The sequence below is a fragment of the Clostridium sp. HCS.1 genome (assembly GCF_047900555.1).
GTDB lineage: Bacteria > Bacillota > Clostridia > Clostridiales > Clostridiaceae > Clostridium.
In genome coordinates this window covers 3,115,228-3,135,863 of record NZ_CP170704.1, presented here as the reverse complement: position 1 = coordinate 3,135,863, position 20,636 = coordinate 3,115,228, and the positions used below count along the sequence as shown (strand labels likewise).

19 protein-coding genes and 3 tRNA genes are annotated in these 20,636 nt (G+C 26.4%); 17 read left to right on the top strand and 5 right to left on the bottom strand.

The window, feature by feature from the left end:
* The first annotated feature begins 11 nt into the window (after positions 1-11).
* The 6 genes from ACFYH6_RS14985 (at position 12) to ACFYH6_RS14960 (ending at position 5,612) form a co-directional block, all read left to right on the top strand.
* Positions 12-434, top strand: a complete 423-nt coding sequence (locus tag ACFYH6_RS14985) for a hypothetical protein (protein WP_416180121.1) — start codon at positions 12-14, stop codon at positions 432-434.
* 28 nt (positions 435-462) lie between these two features.
* Complete coding sequence (locus ACFYH6_RS14980) at positions 463-1,440, top strand: YkvA family protein (RefSeq protein WP_416180122.1); 978 nt, start codon at positions 463-465, stop codon at positions 1,438-1,440.
* Between the two features lie 22 nt (positions 1,441-1,462).
* Positions 1,463-2,392 (top strand): ribonuclease H family protein, encoded by a 930-nt coding sequence (locus tag ACFYH6_RS14975; RefSeq protein WP_316342218.1) that lies wholly within the window; start codon positions 1,463-1,465, stop codon positions 2,390-2,392.
* A 77-nt stretch (positions 2,393-2,469) separates the two neighbouring features.
* On the top strand, positions 2,470-2,643 hold the full coding sequence (locus ACFYH6_RS14970; protein WP_416180123.1) for a YtxH domain-containing protein: 174 nt from the start codon (positions 2,470-2,472) through the stop codon (positions 2,641-2,643).
* A gap of 392 nt (positions 2,644-3,035) precedes the next feature.
* Positions 3,036-4,337 (top strand): helix-turn-helix domain-containing protein, encoded by a 1,302-nt coding sequence (locus ACFYH6_RS14965; RefSeq protein ID WP_416180134.1) that lies wholly within the window; start codon positions 3,036-3,038, stop codon positions 4,335-4,337.
* 18 nt (positions 4,338-4,355) lie between these two features.
* Positions 4,356-5,612: a transcriptional regulator gene (locus ACFYH6_RS14960; RefSeq protein ID WP_316342220.1), complete on the top strand. Its 1,257-nt coding sequence runs from the start codon at positions 4,356-4,358 to the stop codon at positions 5,610-5,612.
* Between the two features lie 412 nt (positions 5,613-6,024).
* Here the strand turns inward: ACFYH6_RS14960 and ACFYH6_RS14955 are convergent, their stop codons facing one another.
* Entirely contained in the window at positions 6,025-8,091 is a 2,067-nt protein-coding gene (locus tag ACFYH6_RS14955) for a helix-turn-helix domain-containing protein (protein WP_316342252.1), read from the bottom strand.
* A gap of 168 nt (positions 8,092-8,259) precedes the next feature.
* Between ACFYH6_RS14955 and clpB the strand changes: the two genes are divergently transcribed.
* The gene (gene clpB / locus ACFYH6_RS14950; protein ID WP_416180124.1) at positions 8,260-10,854 is read left to right on the top strand and encodes an ATP-dependent chaperone ClpB; all 2,595 of its coding nucleotides are present in this window, start codon (positions 8,260-8,262) and stop codon (positions 10,852-10,854) included.
* A 119-nt stretch (positions 10,855-10,973) separates the two neighbouring features.
* On the opposite strand, the gene ACFYH6_RS14945 is transcribed toward clpB, so the two are convergent.
* A complete protein-coding gene (locus tag ACFYH6_RS14945) occupies positions 10,974-11,474 on the bottom strand; it encodes a 2'-5' RNA ligase family protein (protein WP_416180125.1) in 501 nt (166 codons plus the stop codon).
* A gap of 23 nt (positions 11,475-11,497) precedes the next feature.
* Positions 11,498-11,911, bottom strand: a complete 414-nt coding sequence (locus ACFYH6_RS14940) for an HIT family protein (protein ID WP_416180126.1) — start codon at positions 11,909-11,911, stop codon at positions 11,498-11,500.
* 468 nt (positions 11,912-12,379) lie between these two features.
* Here ACFYH6_RS14940 and ACFYH6_RS14935 point away from each other — a divergent pair.
* The 4 genes from ACFYH6_RS14935 (at position 12,380) to ACFYH6_RS14920 (ending at position 13,251) form a co-directional block, all read left to right on the top strand.
* Positions 12,380-12,456 (top strand) — tRNA-Arg (locus ACFYH6_RS14935).
* Positions 12,457-12,460: 4 nt separating this feature from the next.
* Positions 12,461-12,536: transfer RNA gene (locus ACFYH6_RS14930), tRNA-Lys, on the top strand.
* An 87-nt stretch (positions 12,537-12,623) separates the two neighbouring features.
* Positions 12,624-12,698: transfer RNA gene (locus ACFYH6_RS14925), tRNA-Gly, on the top strand.
* A 205-nt stretch (positions 12,699-12,903) separates the two neighbouring features.
* The gene (locus tag ACFYH6_RS14920; protein WP_416180127.1) at positions 12,904-13,251 is read left to right on the top strand and encodes a class Ib ribonucleoside-diphosphate reductase assembly flavoprotein NrdI; all 348 of its coding nucleotides are present in this window, start codon (positions 12,904-12,906) and stop codon (positions 13,249-13,251) included.
* 83 nt (positions 13,252-13,334) lie between these two features.
* On the opposite strand, the gene ACFYH6_RS14915 is transcribed toward ACFYH6_RS14920, so the two are convergent.
* Together ACFYH6_RS14915 and ACFYH6_RS14910 are read right to left on the bottom strand one after the other, a co-directional pair.
* Positions 13,335-13,523, bottom strand: a complete 189-nt coding sequence (locus ACFYH6_RS14915; RefSeq protein ID WP_316342225.1) for an alpha/beta-type small acid-soluble spore protein — start codon at positions 13,521-13,523, stop codon at positions 13,335-13,337.
* 280 nt (positions 13,524-13,803) lie between these two features.
* Positions 13,804-14,430, bottom strand: a complete 627-nt coding sequence (locus ACFYH6_RS14910; protein WP_316342226.1) for an ECF transporter S component — start codon at positions 14,428-14,430, stop codon at positions 13,804-13,806.
* Positions 14,431-14,636: 206 nt separating this feature from the next.
* Between ACFYH6_RS14910 and ACFYH6_RS14905 the strand changes: the two genes are divergently transcribed.
* The 6 genes from ACFYH6_RS14905 to ACFYH6_RS14880 all read left to right on the top strand — a co-directional run bounded on the left by ACFYH6_RS14905 (position 14,637) and on the right by ACFYH6_RS14880 (position 20,615).
* Positions 14,637-15,350, top strand: a complete 714-nt coding sequence (locus ACFYH6_RS14905; RefSeq protein ID WP_316342227.1) for an ABC transporter ATP-binding protein — start codon at positions 14,637-14,639, stop codon at positions 15,348-15,350.
* On the top strand, positions 15,343-16,941 hold the full coding sequence (locus ACFYH6_RS14900; RefSeq protein ID WP_416180128.1) for a putative ABC transporter permease subunit: 1,599 nt from the start codon (positions 15,343-15,345) through the stop codon (positions 16,939-16,941). Before ACFYH6_RS14905 ends, ACFYH6_RS14900 begins: the two co-directional genes overlap by 8 nt.
* Positions 16,942-17,196: 255 nt before the next feature.
* Positions 17,197-17,577, top strand: coding sequence for a GntR family transcriptional regulator (locus tag ACFYH6_RS14895; protein WP_416180129.1), 381 nt, complete (start codon positions 17,197-17,199; stop codon positions 17,575-17,577).
* A 9-nt stretch (positions 17,578-17,586) separates the two neighbouring features.
* A complete protein-coding gene (locus ACFYH6_RS14890; RefSeq protein WP_416180130.1) occupies positions 17,587-18,717 on the top strand; it encodes a DUF1648 domain-containing protein in 1,131 nt (376 codons plus the stop codon).
* Positions 18,718-18,735: 18 nt separating this feature from the next.
* Positions 18,736-19,800 carry a DUF5808 domain-containing protein gene (locus ACFYH6_RS14885; RefSeq protein WP_416180131.1) on the top strand — a complete coding sequence of 355 codons (1,065 nt, stop codon included), beginning with the start codon at positions 18,736-18,738 and terminating at the stop codon, positions 19,798-19,800.
* Positions 19,801-19,829: 29 nt separating this feature from the next.
* A complete protein-coding gene (locus tag ACFYH6_RS14880) occupies positions 19,830-20,615 on the top strand; it encodes a YhfC family intramembrane metalloprotease (protein ID WP_416180132.1) in 786 nt (261 codons plus the stop codon).
* Positions 20,616-20,636 lie beyond the last annotated feature (21 nt).

The window sequence follows — 20,636 nt, the reverse complement described above, 5'->3', positions numbered from 1 at the left end:
AGATAATAAAATTGCTTTATTCAACTGTGTTATCATCAATGGATATTACTAAGTTAGTTAATTCAAAAAGCAAAGATAAGGGGATAGAGATAACCCATATAGAAATAAATGAGGGCATAAGTTTTTCAGGAAATATATTTAGTAAAATAAATAGTAAATTTAGTGGCAACCTCTATATAAAAAGTTTTTACGATAACAAAATAGTTATTGGTACTAAAGACATAAATATAGATAAATTAGGTATGTTAAAGGGAATCAGCAATATAGTTTTAAAATCAGTAGTTAAAATCATTGGCGAAGAACAACTTAGTATAAAAGGAAAAGATATTGTGATTGACTTAGATAAGTATGAAGCAATTATAGAAGATGTATATATAAAGGACAAGTTTCTTTATATAATAGGATCTAATTTAAAGTTTTATATCAATGCATAATTAATTTATTAATGGGAGGTAGATATGAATGAATATTTCAAGTGTTAAAGTAGCCTTATCAGGTTTAGATTTATTAAGTATGGCAAATGAATTTGTAAATGTAGAGGGTTTAAATCTACAAAAAATTGAAATAGAGGATGAAATAAGACTATATGGAAGTTTTACTAAGGGTATAACTATTAACTTTGCAGTTGGTGTTAAGCTTAGTAGAGTAGAAGATGGAATAGTACATGGAGAAGTTTCCTTCGTTAAGGTAGCTAAATTAAAGATATTCTCAATAGCAAGAAAGGCTGCATTAAAGTTTGCATTAAAATCTCTTGAAGAAAAAGGGATAAGCTATAAGGATGGAAAAGTAGTAATAAATATTAAATATTTATTAAAGGATGTTCCATATATTGATTTAGATATATCAGATATATACTTTACTCAAGACCTTATAAATATTGATGTATCTAATATAAATCTTTCAATAAAGGGTACACTAATAAAAGAAAATCCATTAGGTGAAGAAGATAAAAAAAAACAATCTGAATCAAAAGAAGATTTTGAATTAATTGAAGAAAATATAGTGAAAGTAAAGGATCATTATAGTAGAGGAAGAAATTTTGCAGTAGAAAAACTTCCTAAAAAAATAAAAACTTATAGTGATTATTTATTTATAGTTCCAGATATGGCAGCTTTATTATATAGATTATTAAAAGATAAAAGGGTTTCTACAAAAACAAAAATTATTATTTCAGCTGCTATAGCATATACTGCATTCCCAAGGGATATAATACCAGATAAAATACCTTTTATAGGAAAGGTAGATGAAATAGCAGTTGCATTTTTTGCACTAGAAAGAGTTATATCTGATGTACCAGTTCAAGTAGTTTTAGAAAATTGGGAAGGTAAAAATGATATTGTTTTTGTATTAAGAAACTCTATTGAATATGTGGTAAACTTCACAGGTGCTAGAAATGTAGAGAAGATTTACAACTTTATTGAGGAAATTGTGTCATTATAAAAGAAGACAAGGAGTATTATAAATGGCAAAAAAAGTTTATGCAATTAAGGAAGGCTTTAATTTTAATACAAATGAAAAAGTTGAAAATTTAATAGTAGATACATGGGCAGAATGTCAAATGTATATAAAAGGTGTTAAAGGTGCTAAATATAAAAGCTTTGAAGATATTAATGAAGCTAAGGCATTTTTATCCAAAGGGGATGGCATGTTAAAAAAAGGTGTAGATAGTTATCCCATGGATTGCTTACATATATATGTAGATGGAAGTTATAATATATCAACGGAAAGATATGCTTATGCTTTAGTAGCTGTGAAAGATAATGTAATAGAGTATGTAGAAAATGGCAGAAGTGAAGATAATTCTAACAAAGCAATAAGACAAATTGCTGGAGAGTTAGAGGCTACAGTTAAAGGTGTAGAATATGCTTTAAAGAAAAAGGAAAATAGAGTAGTTATTTTTCATGACTATGCGGGAATAGCTCATCATGCTACTGGCTTTTGGGAAAGAAAAGATCAATCATCAGTAGCCTATCATAATAAGATGAAAAGCTTAATTGATAGTGGAATTGAAGTGATTTTCGTTAAGGTAGATAGTCATACTGGAGATTTATATAATGAAATTGCAGATGAAAAATGTAAGGAAGCTTTAAATATTGAATCTAGTAACGAGTTTTATAAATATCTTGGAAGTAATAAAGTATATGTTTCTAATGCTTTAGTTAAAGAAAACCTTAAAAATATAGCTAAAGATAGAGAATTTAATATTATTCCTACGGATAATTCCATTATTATAGAAACTTTAGATAAAGAAGAGATAGCTTTAGATAATAATGAAGAAACAGAAGAAATAATATGCAGCCTAAGAGAAGTCCTAAGAAAACTACCAAAAGAAAAGCAAAAGGATATTTTAAGCTATGCAGAATATCTTTTAAATAAAGAAATTAAAAAATAATTATAAAAATCATTTCATGAATATAAGATTAAAAAATACAAATAATAAAGTTAAAATAATGTTTATGAGGTGATGTTATGTTAAGGATTATTAAAGGAATGGTAGCAGGAGCTGTATTAGGAGTTGCAGTAACTGCTGTTATGTTACCACAATTAGATAGAAAAACTCAAAGAAACTTAAAAAGAGTAGGCAGAAGAGCTATGAATATGGCTGAAGATGCTTGTGATATGATGATTGGATATATGAGATAAGAAATATCATCATATAAATTAAAACTGAATAATTCTGAATATGTAAGGAAGTATTTCCTTTGGATATAAGAGATAAAAATATAGTGTTAGTATGACTTAAAGAATAAAAAGCATACTAGCATTATATTCTTATCTCATTTTTTTTATAATTAAATTAACTTTATGGAAAAAAATTTCAAATTATTAGTGCTTTTATTTAGTTTAATGATATAATATTTAAAAGGAAAAAATAAGAAAATATTATTATTTATATTATAATTTGACGAAAAAAGCAAATTAATAGGTTTATTATATGGAGAATTACTATTAAAATTGGTTAAATTATGATATAATTTAAAATAATAGGAAAAGTTAATAATATTAATATATGGGTATGAAAAGGAAGAGTAATGATGGAGATTCTTGCATTAGGAGAAAAAATAAAAAGAAGACGTAAAGAGTTAGATATGACTCTAAAGGATTTAGCTGGAGATAGAATTACTCCAGGACAAATCAGCTTGGTGGAATCAGGACGATCTAATCCTTCTATGGATCTACTTGAATATTTAGCAGGAGCTTTACAAACTTCAGTTGAGTACTTAATGGAATCGGAAGAGACACAAGCTGAAAAGATAAGTGTTTACTATGAGCAAATTGCTGAATCATATATTTTATCTGGAGATTACATTACTGGAGAAAAATATATAGAAAACGCTTTATATTATGTTGAAAAATATAATTTAGAGTATAGAAAGGCAAAAATTATATATTTAAGAGCTCAAATATGTAAATCTAAAGGTGAATATACTTTAGCACAACAATTTTTCTTATCATCAAATGTTATCTTTATTAAAAAAAATAATTATGAAGAAATAATAAACACATTTTTAAACTTAGGAGAAATAACTTTAAAACAAAAAGCTTTTCATTCAGCTAGCAGTTATTTAAGACAAGCTGAAAAGGTCTACTTAGATAACAATATTGGAGATGACTTTTTACTAGGTGAAATATATTATTATCTGGCACAAGCTTATTTCAATATAGAAGATATTTCTAGAGCTATGAATTATTCATTTTTAGCAAAGAGTAAGTTTGAACAAGTTAGAAATAGGGAAGAATATGCTAAGACCTTATTATTATTATCAGAAGAGTATAATAAGCAAGGTGATTTAGCAAATGCTATTAAATATTCTCAAAAAACTTTAGAAGTGTATAAAGAATTAGATGAGTTGAATAATATATCTGAAATAGAAAATAATTTGGGGAAATTATTCTATGAATTTGAAAACATTGAAGAATCCTTCAAGCATTATGAAATATCTAAGGATATTAGAATAAGAAGAAATGATTGTAAGGTAGTTAATACTTTAATGAATATTTGTGAGAATTATATTAAATTAAAGGATATTTCAAAATGTGAAGACATACTTATAGAAATAACTTCTTACCTAGAAGAAGGAGATATAGAAAATCTAATAGAATTGAATTTACTATGGTATAGAATTTATATTCTTAAGGAATTATTTAAGGAAGCGGAATATGTTTTACTTGATACTTATGATTTAGCTAAGAAGAATAATTTACAAAAACAAGCAGGGCAATTAGCAATAATGATAGGAAAGTACTATATAGATAATAAGAAAGAAGTAGAGGCAGCTAAGTATTTAGATGAGGGAGTTAATATTTTTAGGAAGTTAGGAATACTTAAAAACTAATTCAGGCGGGGGATTTAAATGGAAATATTATCAACTGGAGAAAAAATTAAAAGGGCTAGGGTATATCAAGGAATAACTTTAAAAGAATTATGCGGAAATAAAGTTTCTATATCTAAAATGAGTTGCATAGAAAATGGAAAAATTAAAGCGGATAAGGATATTCTAGAATATATATCAGAAAAGCTTGGACTTGATTATGATTATTTGGTAAGAGATGTAGAAGAACAAATAACAAGCAATTTAAAACTAATCAATAGAGGATTAGTTCCAGATGAAGAAATGGATAATGTTATAAATCATAATTTAAATTATGCTTTAGACTATTCTTATAATGATTTGGCCTTTGAATTAATTCATAAGTTATTTAATTATTATGTTAGAAAAAATAGGGTTGAGAATATACAATTAATCATATCACAATATTATGATTTATATCAAAAGAACAATACTCCCGAAAACACTATTACCTATTACGTAGATATGGCAACCTTCTTTTATAGTATAGAGGATTATAATGAAGCTATAAATTACTTTAGTAGAGCAAGATCAATTATTAAAAATAAGAAGAACTTTAATAAAGCAGATTATGCTTATATTTGCTATAGAGAAGGGAAATCCTTTGAAAAGTTAGGACAATTAGAAAAGGCTTATGATATTTTAAAGGAAGCTTTAAAATATGTAGATAATATTGAGAAGGATCTAGATAAAGGAGATATTTATCATAGCTTTGCAATTGTTTGCATAAGGTTAAATAAGGATGAATATGATAAATACATAAATTTAGCTTATAAGTATAAGAAAGAAAAATTATCAGTATTAGCAATTGCTAAAGGTAAAACTGGAGAAAGCTATTTTTATGTAAACAACAGGGAAAAGGCAATTGAAGAAATTATGGAAGGAATAGATTTATTCCCAACAATTGATGAGAAGAAATATGTTAGATTCTTAAATAAATGTGTTAAAACTCTTTATGAAAATAAGGAATATGATATTGCCTATGAAATTACGGACAGAGCTTTAAATTCAGCAATTGATACTAATGATATAGTATTAATTGAAGAAGCATATTATTTAAAGGGTATGATACTTCAAAAGAAAGAACTATATGTTCAAGCAGAAATGTATATGAACCTTTCACTAGATTCCTTGTTTAAGTTCGCTAACAAAGAAAAAAGACATGAAAGATATCTTGATATGGGTGAAATGTATTATAAATTAGGGGATGTAAAAGATTCTTTAAAATACTTTACATTGGCTATGAAGCTAGAGAAATAATATATACTGATTATAAAAATAAAAGCTCATAAAGAAGTTAAATATTGTGTTAACTTCTTTATGAGCTTTCAATTATAATGGTATTTATACATATATACTCATAAATATTTTAATGTTTTTTAAACTATAATTACTTTTTATTTGGATGGAAAAATGATGATATTATATTGGCTAATGAATATTTTGATAATACGCTTGGTACGAAAAATAATCCTCTCACTAAAATCAACCCTTTCTAATCTTTTAACTTAATCACTTATGTTTAAATTATACTTGTTAACTCATTAGAATGCATTGACTTAAATGTTTAGTTTTAAGTACATTTAAGTTATTTACAAAATTTCCAATATATAAAAAAGTACAAAGAAACACTAAAAAGTTGTATCTTTGTACTTTTGCTTATAATATTTATCTATTTAATGTTCTTAATTAGGATAAGCTTAGCATCATATCCCTTTAATTCAGTAATAATATTTAAAATTGTATTTTTCTTAGAATAACTAAATTCTATTTTAGGGAAGGATGCTTTGTGTAATATTTCTTTTTCTTCTTTATTTAATCTATCTGGAGATCCCATAGATAGCCAATAGTTATAAGAAGAACCGATTTTTTCGCTTATTTCATAAGTTATTATCCTAGAAGATTTTTTTATATTTTCAATATTTAAAGATATTTTCTTTTTATAAATTTTCCTTTTACCACGTTTAGTAAAGATATTTTCGAAGCTTTGTAATTCTTCAAGTTCATCTGTATAAGAATACAATAGTATACAATACTCATCATCCTTTTTAGTAACTATTAATCCATTATCTATAGTAACAATTTCATCACCTAATTTACTTAGTAAGTAATAGGCGTAATAAGATGGTTTTCTTATTCCCATATCATTTACTAAACCAGGAGCACCTATAAATACCTCGTTTGTTAAGCTTATTTCTTTTTCTAAAACATCAAAAGCTCTTAAAAAGCTTAATGAATTTTTATTAAAGATTGTGTTATGGATAATAAATGGTAGCATAAAAGCTGTATCATAAATTTTATTTAAACTTTTATCACAAATAAAATCTTCTTCTATAACCTCTATATTATATTCATTAGATATAAATTCTAATAAGGATGTCTTTAAGCTTCTATCTATTACAGGAGTACATTGAAATTTAAATTCAGTTATATCAATATAATCTATTTCTGAAAAATACTCAAAAAAACTATTTAGGATATGTTTATATTTTTTTAGCGAAAAATTAGGATTATCTATTAAAATAAGAGGTTTTAAATCAATATAATCCAAAAATTCAATAATGCTTTTAGCTTTATTCCAGTTATAAAAATCAGCTTTAGGGAAAACCCCCATATCATTATTAAACATGTTTTCTAATCTAACATATTTAAAGTGAAGTTCTTCTTGAATTTCTTCTAAGATATCTTTATTATCTTCTAGAAGTAAATCGAAGGCATCATCTAAATTTATTATTTCTCTAAAATTCTTGTTAAGTTCCCCTTGACTCTCATCCATATTTATATGGATTTTCCATAGTTTATTTTCATAATTAAATCTTTCGTAATCATCTAATTCTGATGATAGATATTCTAAGGCATCCTCAAGATTTAAAATTTCGATTTTTTTACTTCTCTCATATTCTTCTTCTGTTAATTTATTCTTTTTTCTATATTGAAGTGGAGTACATCCATAGTAGTTTTTAAAATTTTTATTTAAGTATCTAACATGGGAGAAACCAACCTCATCTGAAATATCAGAAATACTTAAGTCGCTATCTAATAATAATTTAACAGATTCTTCAACTCTAGTTTGATTAACTAAATCAGTAAAGCTATTTCCTGTTGCATTTTTAATTTCATGAGATAAATAATGAGGGCTTAAAAATTCTTTCTTAGCAATTTCTTGTAATGTAATATTACTATCATAATTATTAAATATATACTTAGAAATTCTATGATACCTTGCTAATTGTTCAGTATTAGATTTTAATTCTTCTCTTTCATAAGTTAAGTAATGAAAATTATTTATAAGATGATAAAGCAAATCTATTAATAAGGATTCTACTTCTTTATCAAAATCATCTAACTTTTGTACTGATTCACATAAAAGTTTAGCTAGAAAATTTCTAAGTAAATCATATTCTTCCCCTTCTTGAGCACCATCATCAGTGGAATTTGTATAAAAGAAAATATTATTTATATCCTTATAATACTTTTCAAAGAAGGAAGGATCTATATGAAACATTAAGACTCTATTATCTTCATCACTATAAATTCTATGTGCTTCATCAACGTTTATTATCTCCATTTCCTTTTCTAATACTTCAAAGGAATCTGTATCTACATTAACATTTATGCTTCCTCTTAAAACATAAAGTATTTCAATAGAATTATGCCAATGTATTGGATATTCCTTTATGTTAGCATATGTTATTTTTATAGGAGAGTCTGCTGGGTAAACTATATATTCTCTTCTTATAAAAATCACCTCATTTTGTTATAATAATATAATTATATCCTATTTATAGCAAAATAGAAAAGTTTTAAAAGTTTTAAAATATACTTTGACTTTCTTTGACTTTTGTATTAATATATTAAATATAGATTATAATAAATATATTAAGTAGTGTATAAAGGAGTGAAGCGCATGAACATTGAAAAAATGACATTAAGGGTTCAACAAGCACTAAATGATGCTAGTATGATTGCAGTCAAATTTAATCACCAACAAGTAGAACTAATACACTTATTCACAGCATTAGTAGAACAAGAGGATGGGCTAATACCTAATATATTTACTAAAATGGGTGTTAGTGTAAAGTCAATAGATGATGATTTAAATAGAGCCTTAGGAAATATGCCAAAGGTTTTAGGTGAAGGTGCTAACTCATCTGGGGTTTATGCTACTAGGCAAATAGAAGAAGTATTAGTTAAAGCTGAAAATATAGCTAAGAAATTTGAAGATTCATATATTAGTGTTGAACATGTTATGCTTGCAATCATTGAAGTAGATAAAAATGGAGAAGTTAAGAGAATACTAGACAAGTATAATATTAATAAAAAAACATTTATGAATGTTTTAAAAGAAGTAAGAGGAAATCAAAGAGTAGAAACTCAAGATCCTGAAGGAACCTATGATGCTTTAGGTAAATATGGTACTAACTTAACAGACCTTGCTAAAAAGCATAAGTTAGATCCTGTAATAGGTAGAGATGAAGAAATAAGAAGGACTATTAGAATTCTATCAAGAAGAACAAAAAATAACCCTGTATTAATTGGTGAACCTGGTGTTGGTAAAACTGCTATAGTAGAAGGATTAGCAGAAAGAATTATTAGAGGAGATGTTCCTGAAGGATTAAAGAATAAGGTTATATTCTCTCTAGATATGGGTTCATTAATAGCTGGAGCTAAATATAGAGGTGAATTTGAAGAAAGATTAAAGGCTGTATTAAAGGAAGTTCAAAGTAGTGAAGGTAGAATAATATTATTTATAGATGAAATTCACACAATAGTTGGCGCAGGTAAAACTGATGGTGCTATGGATGCAGGTAACTTAATTAAGCCTTTACTTGCAAGAGGAGAATTGCATTGTATAGGTGCTACAACCTTTGATGAATATAGACAATATATTGAAAAAGATAAGGCTTTAGAAAGAAGATTCCAACCTGTAATAGTAGATGAACCAACAGTTGATGATACTATATCAATTCTTAGAGGATTAAAAGAAAGATTTGAAATACATCATGGAATAAGAATTCATGATTCAGCATTAGTTGCAGCAGCAAAATTATCACATAGATATATTCAAGATAGATTTTTACCAGATAAGGCAATAGATTTAATTGATGAAGCTGGTGCTATGATAAGAACTGAAATAGATTCTCTTCCAACAGAACTTGATAATATTAGAAGAAAATTATTCCAATTAGAAATTGAAAAAGAAGCTCTTACAAAGGAAAAGGATGAAGGATCTAAAAAGAAATTAGAGGCTTTAGAGAAAGATATTGCAGAACTTAAAGCAGAAAATGATGCTATGACAGCTAAATTTGAAAAGGAAAAGGATGCAATAGTCAACTTAAAAGACTTAAAAACTAAGTTAGATGAAGCGAGAGGAGATTTAGAAGCTGCTCAAAGAAACTATAACTATAATAAAGCAGCGGAAATTCAATATAGTGTAATTCCAGCTTTAGAAGAAGAAATAAAGCAAAAAGAAGTTGAAGTAAAGGAAAACTATGAAGGAGCTCTTTTAAAAGAAGAGGTAACAGAAGAAGAGGTATCTAAGGTACTTTCTAAGTGGACTGGAATTCCAGTATCTAATCTTTTAGAAGGGGAAAGAGAAAAGCTTCTAAGATTAGAAAGTGAAATTCAAAAGAGAGTTATTGGCCAAGAAGAAGCTATAACTGCAGTATCTAATGCTATTCTTAGAGCAAGAGCAGGCTTAAAGGATGTTAATAAACCAATAGGTTCATTTATATTCTTAGGACCAACTGGTGTTGGTAAGACAGAACTTGCTAAGACATTAGCTAGAAATTTATTTGATTCAGAAGAAAATATAATAAGAATAGATATGTCTGAATATATGGAAAAACATTCAGTATCTAGATTAGTTGGAGCGCCTCCAGGATATGTTGGATATGATGAAGGTGGTCAACTTACAGAGGCAGTAAGAAGAAATCCATATAGTGTAATACTATTTGATGAAATTGAAAAGGCTCATGAAGATGTATTTAATATCTTCTTACAAATCTTAGATGATGGTAGATTAACTGATAATAAAGGAAAAACTGTAGATTTTAAAAATACTATTATAATTATGACTTCTAATATAGGTAGTAGCTATCTTTTAGATAATAAGAGTGAAGATACTATAGATCCAGAAATTAGAAGCGAAGTTATGAATGAAATGAAGCTAAGATTTAAGCCTGAATTCCTAAATAGAGTAGACGATATAATTATGTTTAAGCCTTTATCTGAAAGTGGAATTAAGAAGATAATAGAAATTTTCTTAGAAGAAATATCAGGAAGGTTAAAGGAAAGAAATATAACTATTGATGTAACTGATGAAGCTAAGACAATTATGGCAAGAGAAGGTTATGATCCAGTATACGGTGCTAGACCATTAAAGAGATATATTCAAAATACCTTAGAAAATAATTTAGCTAGATTAATTATTAAAGGAGATATTGGATATGGCTCACATGTTGTAGTAGATGCAGAAGGAGAAGAAATAGTTATAAAATAGGGAAAAGTTAAGAGATAATAGGTAAGAAGTAATAGTGAAGAAGTAAGAAGTGGAATTAAAATCACATGTGAAATCATATTAGAATTCATATGTGATTTTTTATGTTAAAAATTCACCATTTATTCATTTGGTAATTGCTTAAGCATATAACACCCAATATATCGTGAAGGAAAAAACTCATATAAATAAATCTTATCTACTCTTCCAACAAATTCTTTAAATTCCGATAGTACTATTCTTTCGGCTTCAAGAACTATCTCTGTATCGTCAATCAACATTGTTACATGTGGTGTCCATCCGGCACTATTCCCAAATAGTTCTTTAAGTTCCAACATATATCTATTGATATCAGGCGCAACAAACAATACTTCACCACCTGCAAAAATGCCTATATGATGAAATTCAACTTCAAGCGACTTCATGGAGAAAACAGTTCCTTTTAAAAAATCAACCAGCTCTGCTTCTTTTTCACAGGTAAGCATTCCAAGGGTAATATGAATTGGAATATTTTTTGTTTGCTTTCCAACAAATCCTTTTGAATATAACTTATCTTGTAAACTATGTAGAAATTTTTCTGTCTGGTCATCAAAACCAGCCATTACACACAAAAATTTATCCATGGCTTTCTCTCCAATTCTACAAATTATTTAATAATAAGTTTCTTTTGCATATATTCTATCTCATATTTTGCTCCGATAAATTTAGGCCATTCACCGGAACCACCAAGGCCATCACCCTCTTTTCTGGGAATAATATGCATATGAAAATGTGGGACTGTTTGTCCAGCAGATTCATTATTTGCATTTAACAAATCAACTCCATTGTATCCGCAATTTTCTACCAAATGATTCGAAACTTTTTTTACAGTATTCATAATATATTTTAATGTATCGTTGTCACAATCCAAAATATTTTTGCAATGTTTTTTAGGAATCACAAGAATATGACCATCGGCATCTTTTGCCAGGTCCATAAATGCAATTGTATATTCATCTTCAAACACTTTCATACTTGAAGCCTCTCCTATAACAATTTTACAAAAAATACAATCACCCATTATTAGTCCTCCCTCTTAATTATCCTTTCATCTACAGGCAGCGCAAATTCTAACTATGTTAAATTTTTTAATTAGATCTATTTCTCTTAGATTTTCTGTTCTTTCAAAAAATAAATAATATTTTTCCTTTGTTATAATCTTTTAATGTAAACATACATATGTGTCTTATAATTATATCTACTCATATTTTTTATTGTTGTTAATAAAAACTAATTTGCATTATGATACAATTATTTAATATTAGTATATTTATATTATACATTATTTATGGAATATAATTACATAAATAATGAAATTTACAAAATAATGGCATAAAACTTTCTTTTTAATATTAGTTTACTAGTGCTTTTAGATTTGATATTAATACTGATACGTTATTATTATTGTTATAAAAACTTTTAATTTAAATATAAAAAACTGTTGACATGATACGACAAAATAGGTTATTATATTTTTCGTGGAAAAGATGCGTGTTTAGCTCAGCTGGATAGAGCAACGCCCTTCTAAGGCGTGGGCCAGGAGTTCGAATCTCTTAACACGCACCATTGTGGTTTACTAGCTCATTCGGTAGAGCACTTGACTTTTAATCAAGGTGTACCGGGTTCGATTCCCGGGTAAGCCACCACATTTTTGTGGAAATTTGAAATCAATATTTAAAAAATAGTATTGACCATTTAGATATGATATTGTATTATGTAACAGTAAATAATATGCGGAAGTGGCTCAATGGTAGAGCGTCACCTTGCCAAGGTGAATGTTGCGGGTTCGAGTCCCGTCTTTCGCTCCAATATTATCCGTACAAGATAGATGCAAATTAGCATCTTTTTGTACGGATTTTTTGTTGTTTAGGTAATTTAAAAAAATATTTTCATTTATTAACATTATATTGTTATTATTATTAAAAAATAAAAATTATTTAATAATAAAATGCTTATATTTTCCTTTTTGTATGATATAATAAATCAAATTAATATATAAAAGGAGAAAAAGATATGTTAGTAGTATATGATAGTAGATTTGGCAGTGGAAAAGCATTTGCTGAAAAATTAGGAATGCCAACACAAAACGTTAGTGAGGCGTTAAATGAAGAATGTGTTCTTGTTACACGTAATGAAGGAGCAGGTCAAATTACACAAGTTACAAGAGAGTTTTTAGATAAACACAAAGATCTAGTTCGTGGCGTTGTTGTCAATGGTAGTAAGGAAAGACATGCTGAAACATATTGTTTTGCAGCTGATAAAATTGAAAAAGAATATGGAATTACTTGCCTTCGTAAAATTGATGGACAAGGAACTGATGAAGATGTAGAAGCAGTAAAAGCTGCTATTAATAATCTTTAATATAAGTAGGAATTTATCTTACTTTAAAAGGAAAAGCTAAGTATAGTTAAAAAACTACACTTAGCTTCTTTTATTAATATTTTCTATTTAATTTTTGATTCGTATTGTTGTACCATTCTCTTAACCATTTCTCCACCAACACTACCGCATTGTTTTGAAGAAAGATCTCCATTGTAATCTGTGAAAGGTACTCCCATTTCATTAGCTACTTCATTTTTAAACTTAGATAATCCTTGTTTTGCTTCTGGAACTAATTTTGTACTACTTGCCATAATAAATTCCTCCTTAAAAGTTAATACAAAGCTTTTTAATGACTTTGTACTATTATGTTATGTAATAATAATTTCTATAAACTATTAAATTAATTACAATAAAGGAAGTGAATTCTTGCTAAGCATAAAAATAGTACAAACTACCTAGATAATGAATAATGGATAATGAATAATGCGTAATTGAGGTAAAAACTACTGAAGTAGTTTTTTCATTAAAAAGAGCTGTACACTTATTTTAGTGATACAGCTCTGTGAAATTTAATTTTTATGTTAATATTTTTTAAAAACTTTTCTTTTGCATTTTAAAGATTGCTATTACTATTGGAGTTACAAGTAAAGCTGATAAAATAGCTTCAGCAATTCCGTTTGTTCCTATTACAGTTAATAGAGCAGTTGTAACTGCACTTACTGAATTTGATAAGATAGTTCCTTTATCCATAAGGATTTGAGCATAATCTTTAAAGTATATTAAGTAGATAGTGCCAAGTACACCAATTGTGTTTACTAAAGAGCCACAAATTGCAGCAACAGTAATTGATACTTTGATGTTTTTAATCTTACTTTTCAAATATTTAAAAATGTAATAAGATATAACACCTATTAGGACTCTAGGAAGTACAGATACTAATGGGTTATAAAAAAATGGTGACATTGGTGTTGGAGCTGTTATATTTTGATAAATTGAGAATAAACCAAAAATTAAGCCTATAGATCCACCTACTATTGGGCCTTCAATTATAGCTCCTATTATTACTGGTAAATGTAAAATTGTTAGTTTAAAAAGTGGTAAAGGTATAAAACCAAGCCCTGTTAATCCTAGAAACAAACAAATAGCGGATAACATTGCTATTATTACCATCTTCCTAACGTTTTCATGGGATTTCCCCATCCCTCTAGTGTTTAACATATTAACTCCTCCGTTCTTATTCCTTATACAAGGATATAATTCGGCAAAAAATAAATTTTTGCAAAGTTCGGTTTCAAAGAATACCGACTCTTATAATTTTACCATATATAAGTAATGTGTAAATAGAAAATATTAAGAAAATATTGTTTTTTCATTATATCTGTTATATACTGTATATAACAGATATAATAATGAGAGGTGTTAGTATGTTAGAAATAAAAAATTATTCAAAAGCATATAAAAATGGTAAAAAAGCTGTAAATAATATTTCTCTTAAGGTAAATGATGGAGAGATATTTGCTTTTATTGGTCATAACGGAGCTGGTAAAACTACCACTATAAAGTCTATAGTTGGAATATTAGAATTTGAAGAAGGCGATATTTTAATTGATGGGGTATCTATAAAGAAAGATCCTATGAAATGTAAGAGTAATATTGCATATATACCAGATAATCCAGATATTTATGAGTTCTTAACTGGAATTCAATATTTGAATTTTATTGCAGATATCTTTAATGTTTCAAAAAATGATAGAGAAAATTTAATTAAGTACTATGCTGATAAGTTTGAAATAACAAATTTTTTAGGAGATTTAATATCTTCATATTCTCATGGAATGAAGCAAAAGTTAGCTATTATTTCAGCCTTAATTCATAAGCCAAAGCTACTAATTTTAGATGAGCCTTTTGTTGGGTTAGATCCAAAGGCATCACATACATTAAAAGAAGAAATGAAATCCTTATGTAGTAATGGAGTATCAATATTCTTTTCTACCCATGTTCTAGAAGTTGCAGAAAAGATTTGTAATAAGGTAGCTATAATTAAGGATGGAGTTATAGTTTCCCAAGGTAAGATGGATGAAGTAAAGGGTAATAGTTCATTAGAAGATATATTTATGGAGTTGATAGATAATGAGTAAATTAGTAAGTCTTTTAAAAATAAATTTTATATCCACTATGGGTATAAATAAATTTACTAAGGAAAAATCAAAAGTAGAAAGAAATAAAGCAATTTTCTTAGCTGCAACAATTGGATTTACTATGATTATGCTTTTAGTTATGGCATTATTATATTTTGAACTTTTAGCTAAGGGATTACAACAATTTGGATTATTAGATATTATTTTAGTTATGGGATTTATAATAAGTGTAGTAATGATATTATTTACATCAATATATAAAGCCCAAGGAATATTATTTTCTTTTAAGGATTATGATTTGTTAATGAGTTTACCAATTAAGAAAAGTGATATTTTAATATCAAAAATGACACAATTACTTGTGGTTAATTATTTCTTTTCCTTATTTGTTTTATTACCATCTGCAATTATATACTTTAAATATAGTAATATATCATCTTTATTCTTTTTAAATTTACTATTAGTATATTTGACTTTACCTCTTATTCCTATAATTGTTGCTTCAATAATTGCCTTTGGAATAAGCTATATATCCTCAAGAATGAAACATAAAAATTTAGTAATTACCTTAGGAACCTTGGCAATTGTATTTATATTTTTTATAGCATCCTTTAAATCAAATGAACTTATAAATTCCTTTATAGCTAATAGTAAATCTATAAGTGAAGGGATTTTAAAAATATATCCTCCAGCAATTTTAGCGGTAAGAGGTCTAGCAAATAATAATTTTATAGATATCTTATTATTTGTTATATTATCAGTAGCAGTATTTGCTATATTCATATTAGTATTTAGTAAAAGTTTTAAGACTATAACTTCAAGACTTCAAGAAAGTTATAAAAAGTCTAATTATAAAATGAAAGAAATGAAAAGTTCCACCCAATTAATAACATTAATAAGAAAGGAAATAAAAAGATATTTTGCTTCACCAATATATGTAATAAATACAATTATTGGTCCAATATTATTACTTGGAATGTCAATAGCTACTATATTTATGGGAGAAGAAGTACTTGCTACTATTCTTGAAGTAGATATTGTAAAAGAAATAATACCTGTATTTATTATAGTTATGGTATGTGGCACTTTAGTATTATCTTGTACAACAAATTCATCAATATCATTAGAAGGAAAGAATTTATGGATATTAAAATCAAGTCCAATAAAGCCAATAGTTATATTTAAAGCTAAAATAGCCTTAAATTTATTTTTAATTATACCAGCTTTATTAATTTCAGATATAATTTTTGCATTTTCATTAAAGCTATCAGTTATTCAATTTATTTGGCTTATTGTTATATCAGGTATTTTTTCTTTAATTATCCCAATAGTAGGAATTATAATAAATCTATTATTCCCTAAATTTAATTGGGTTTCAGAAACAGCTGTAGTTAAACAAGGAGCAAGTGTACTTATTCAAATGTTAGCTTCAGCAATTATAGTAGCAATACCAGTATTAATATTTATTTATGGAAATATACAAAATATAAATCTATTTTTATTAGGTACAGTAATTTATGAATTAATAATATTAGGAGCTATAACAGTAATATTAAATACTACTGCTGTAAAACTATTCAACAAACTTTAATGGGCTGTAAACAGCCCAAATGCAAAATGCATAATTGATAATGCATAATTTATGGAGAAACTCCTTGTGGAGTTTCTTAAAATATATATTTTAGTAATTTGGAACAAATTACTTCAACAATTATTTCATTTTTTCATTCTGATTTTGCTTTAGCAAAGAAGTTTTTCATTTTTTCATTTTAAAAATTCAGAATGAGTTTTCACATAAATTATCAATTACGCATTATGCATTATCCATTAGAAACGAGGTGATTTAGTGATCTTGAGAATAAACTTCGATTCGGAGGTTCCAATTTATATTCAAATTAAAAATCAAGTTATTGAGGGTATAGCTAGGGGAGAAATTGATATAGAAGAGGAGTTGCCATCTGTAAGAGCTTTAGCAGAGGATATAGGTGTAAATATGCATACTGTTAATAAGGCATATAATATACTAAAAGAAGAAGGCTATATAAAAATTGATAGAAGAAAAGGTGCAGTAGTTTCTTTAAGTTTAAATTCATCTAGGGAAAGGTTTGAAGAAGAGTTGAAGGATAACTTATATTATTATATGGCTCAATGCTTTAACAGAGGAATTAAGAAAGATGAAATTAAAGATTACATAGATAAAGTATTCTTAGAATTTGATGAAAAGTAGGTGTAGATTATGGAAAGGATAATAATTATAAGTTGTACCATTATTACAAGTGTAATTCTGTTTTTTTCAACTTTTCTTGTAAATAAGTTTTCTAATAATGGAATAATATTTGGGGTTAGAGTTCCAAAGGAATATGAAAAAGATGAAGATATATTAAAGTTAGAGAAAGAATATAAGAAAAATTATTTGATTTTCATTTTACCATTAATTCTTATAATTAATATAATAGTTATTTTTAATTGGAGAATATCTATATTTATATTACTAACTTTTCTTTTATTAATAGTTTGTAATATTCCAGTATTTATATATTGGAAGAAAACAATGAAATTAAAAGAAGAAAAGGGATGGCATAAACTTGGAAAAAATATAGTTTTTGTTGACACTTCTATTAGAAAGCCAAAGCTTAGAGAAGATAATGTTGTAATAAAAACTAAGGCCTTTATGATATTATTAATATTCCCTTTAATTACATTTATAGTAACTCTTATAGTATATCAAAATGTTCCGAGTCCTTTTCCAATTCATTATAATGCAGAAGGAATAGCAGATAACTTCATATATAAAGAAGGGTTTAAAGGCTTTTTCTATTTAGCTCTATTTCCAGTATTAACTCAAATAGGAATGATAGTTTTCTTATCATTAATAAATAAATTTGCTATAAATGGAAAGGTTGAAATAAATAGTGGAACCTTAGAAGAAATTAAAGAACAAAGAAAAACCTTTAAAAGAATTAATTCTATCTTATTATTTATATTAACTATAGAAATTTCAATTATGCTTACCTTTATTCAATTTAGTACCCTTTTTTCATGGAATGTAAAGTTCATAAATATAATTTTCTTACCTATAATTTTATTAACTACAATTATATTTTCAATTATTAGTTACAAAATAGGACAAGGTGGAAAAAATATAAAAATTAAAAAAGAAGATAAAGAAATATATAGAGATGATGATAGAAATTGGATCTTAGGTAATTTCTATTATAACAAAAAAGATCCAAGCATCTTTGTAGAAAAAAGAGTAGGTATTGGCTGGGATGTTAATTTAGGAAACCCAATGGGGTTAATAATAATGATTTTACCTTTTATTTTAATTATAGTATCACTTATATATTTAATAGTAATGGGAGTATAAATTGTAGGAGGTGTTCTTATGAATAATATAGAATATATTATAGTATTTAATATTACAATTATATCTCTAGGGGTATTATCATATTATTTAAATAGTTTTTCTAATAATGGAATATATTTTGGAGTTCGTATTCCTAAAAGGTTTAAAGAAATGAAGGAACTTAAAGATTTAGAAAAGGAATATAAAAGAATTATTTTATTAACCTTTTTAATACTTATAGTTCTTTTTAATATAGTTTTATTTATAAATAGAAATAGTAGTGAAGAAAAAATATCTATAATTTTAGGTATTACTACAATTCTATCTATAATAATCCATGGTATAGTTTATTCTATATACAATATAAAACTTAAAAAATTAAAGGAAAATAATAATTGGAATTATAAGGGGAATAATGTTGTAATAGTAGATACCACTTTAAGAAAGCCAAAGAAAGATGAAAAATATAAACCCTTAAAAGATTGGATATTTTTAATTCCAATTATTATACCCATAAGTATGCTATTATTAACTTACATAAGAAGCAGTGAATTAATGAATTCAGGCTTTTCTAACATATATAAGTTTCCTTTCATAGGAATAATAATGTGCTTATTTATGTATTTATTAGCCAAGATAAGCTTAAGATTAAGAGTTGATTTAAATAGTAGTAATATTGAAAGTACAATAACATATAAGAAGAAAATAAAAAGATTAATATCATTATTTTTCTTCATAAATGAGATAGATATTATTATTCTTTATTCAGTAATTCAACTTGGAATAATTTATGATTTTTATTCTGAAAAGCTAATTTCGCACATTAATAGCTTTATTTCAATTAGTATGATTATTTTCTTATTAGTCTTTATTATAATGGGAATAAGGGAAAGAGATAATAAGGAAAATGAAAGTCAAGAAGAAGCTTACATGGATGATGATAGCAACTGGATACTTGGAATGTTTTATTATAACAAAAAGGACCCAGCTTTTATGATTGAAAAAAGAGTTGGGCTTGGATATACAATTAACTTTGCTAATAAATTTTCTTTAATTTTAGTACTTTTAGTTATACTCTTTATTATTTTTATGTCATATATTTAATAATTTTATGTGAAAAGGGGGATTTTAGTATGGTCAATAACTTATCAATTATTTTTATGGGAATTAGTTTAATTATATCTTTAGGGTTACCTATTGGAGGAATTATCTATTTAAAGGTGAAACATAAAGTAAGCTTAAAAGTTTTCTTTATAGGAATGTTAGCTTTTTTTGTTGCTGTTCAAGTTTTAGAAGCACCAATACACAATTACTTTTTAAACATTAATGAAAATACTTCAGCATTTTTACTAAATAATCCAGTGGCATATATGCTTTATGTTGGATTAATGGCAGGAATTTTTGAAGAAACAGCAAGATTAATATCCTTTAAGTATTTAATTAAAGATAGAAATGATATAACAGCAGTGACATATGGAGTTGGACATGGAGGAATAGAAGCTATATTAATTGGAGGAGTTAGTAGCTTAAATGCTATAGCTTACTCACTTCTTATTAATAGTGGTGGCTTTCAATCAACAATGGAGAAGGCTTTAGTTTCAAAGGAAGTAATAAGTACAACCTATAATCACTTTGTAAATAGCAGTTCAATTTTATGGTTAATGCCAGGTTTAGAAAGAGCAATAGCTATGATTATTCAAATTTCTTTATCTATAATAGTTTTTTATGCTGTAAAAGAAAGAAAATATATTTTCTTTTTTATAGCAATATTAATTCACGCATTTATAGACTTCCCAGCAGCTCTTTATCAAGTAGGAGTTATAACCAATGTTTATATAATAGAATTAATAACATTTATTATTGCAATAGCATTAGCAGTTACAACTTTTAAAAAATTAATAAAAAAAATCCCTAATTAAACTTGGCCCTGTCAAGTAGAC

What these genes read in the sequence shown, in the direction of transcription:
- ACFYH6_RS14940 (WP_416180126.1), bottom strand. Translation starts at nt 11,911, where the DNA reads ATGGGTGATTGTATTTTTTGTAAAATTGTTATAGGAGAGGCTTCAAGT.
- ACFYH6_RS14970 (WP_416180123.1), top strand. Translation starts at nt 2,470, where the DNA reads ATGTTAAGGATTATTAAAGGAATGGTAGCAGGAGCTGTATTAGGAGTT.
- ACFYH6_RS14960 (WP_316342220.1), top strand. Translation starts at nt 4,356, where the DNA reads ATGGAAATATTATCAACTGGAGAAAAAATTAAAAGGGCTAGGGTATAT.
- ACFYH6_RS14885 (WP_416180131.1), top strand. Translation starts at nt 18,736, where the DNA reads ATGAATAATATAGAATATATTATAGTATTTAATATTACAATTATATCT.
- ACFYH6_RS14980 (WP_416180122.1), top strand. Translation starts at nt 463, where the DNA reads ATGAATATTTCAAGTGTTAAAGTAGCCTTATCAGGTTTAGATTTATTA.
- ACFYH6_RS14945 (WP_416180125.1), bottom strand. Translation starts at nt 11,474, where the DNA reads ATGGATAAATTTTTGTGTGTAATGGCTGGTTTTGATGACCAGACAGAA.
- ACFYH6_RS14975 (WP_316342218.1), top strand. Translation starts at nt 1,463, where the DNA reads ATGGCAAAAAAAGTTTATGCAATTAAGGAAGGCTTTAATTTTAATACA.
- ACFYH6_RS14905 (WP_316342227.1), top strand. Translation starts at nt 14,637, where the DNA reads ATGTTAGAAATAAAAAATTATTCAAAAGCATATAAAAATGGTAAAAAA.
- ACFYH6_RS14890 (WP_416180130.1), top strand. Translation starts at nt 17,587, where the DNA reads ATGGAAAGGATAATAATTATAAGTTGTACCATTATTACAAGTGTAATT.
- ACFYH6_RS14915 (WP_316342225.1), bottom strand. Translation starts at nt 13,523, where the DNA reads ATGGCAAGTAGTACAAAATTAGTTCCAGAAGCAAAACAAGGATTATCT.
- ACFYH6_RS14900 (WP_416180128.1), top strand. Translation starts at nt 15,343, where the DNA reads ATGAGTAAATTAGTAAGTCTTTTAAAAATAAATTTTATATCCACTATG.
- ACFYH6_RS14920 (WP_416180127.1), top strand. Translation starts at nt 12,904, where the DNA reads ATGTTAGTAGTATATGATAGTAGATTTGGCAGTGGAAAAGCATTTGCT.
- ACFYH6_RS14880 (WP_416180132.1), top strand. Translation starts at nt 19,830, where the DNA reads ATGGTCAATAACTTATCAATTATTTTTATGGGAATTAGTTTAATTATA.
- ACFYH6_RS14910 (WP_316342226.1), bottom strand. Translation starts at nt 14,430, where the DNA reads ATGTTAAACACTAGAGGGATGGGGAAATCCCATGAAAACGTTAGGAAG.
- clpB (WP_416180124.1), top strand. Translation starts at nt 8,260, where the DNA reads ATGAACATTGAAAAAATGACATTAAGGGTTCAACAAGCACTAAATGAT.
- ACFYH6_RS14965 (WP_416180134.1), top strand. Translation starts at nt 3,036, where the DNA reads ATGGAGATTCTTGCATTAGGAGAAAAAATAAAAAGAAGACGTAAAGAG.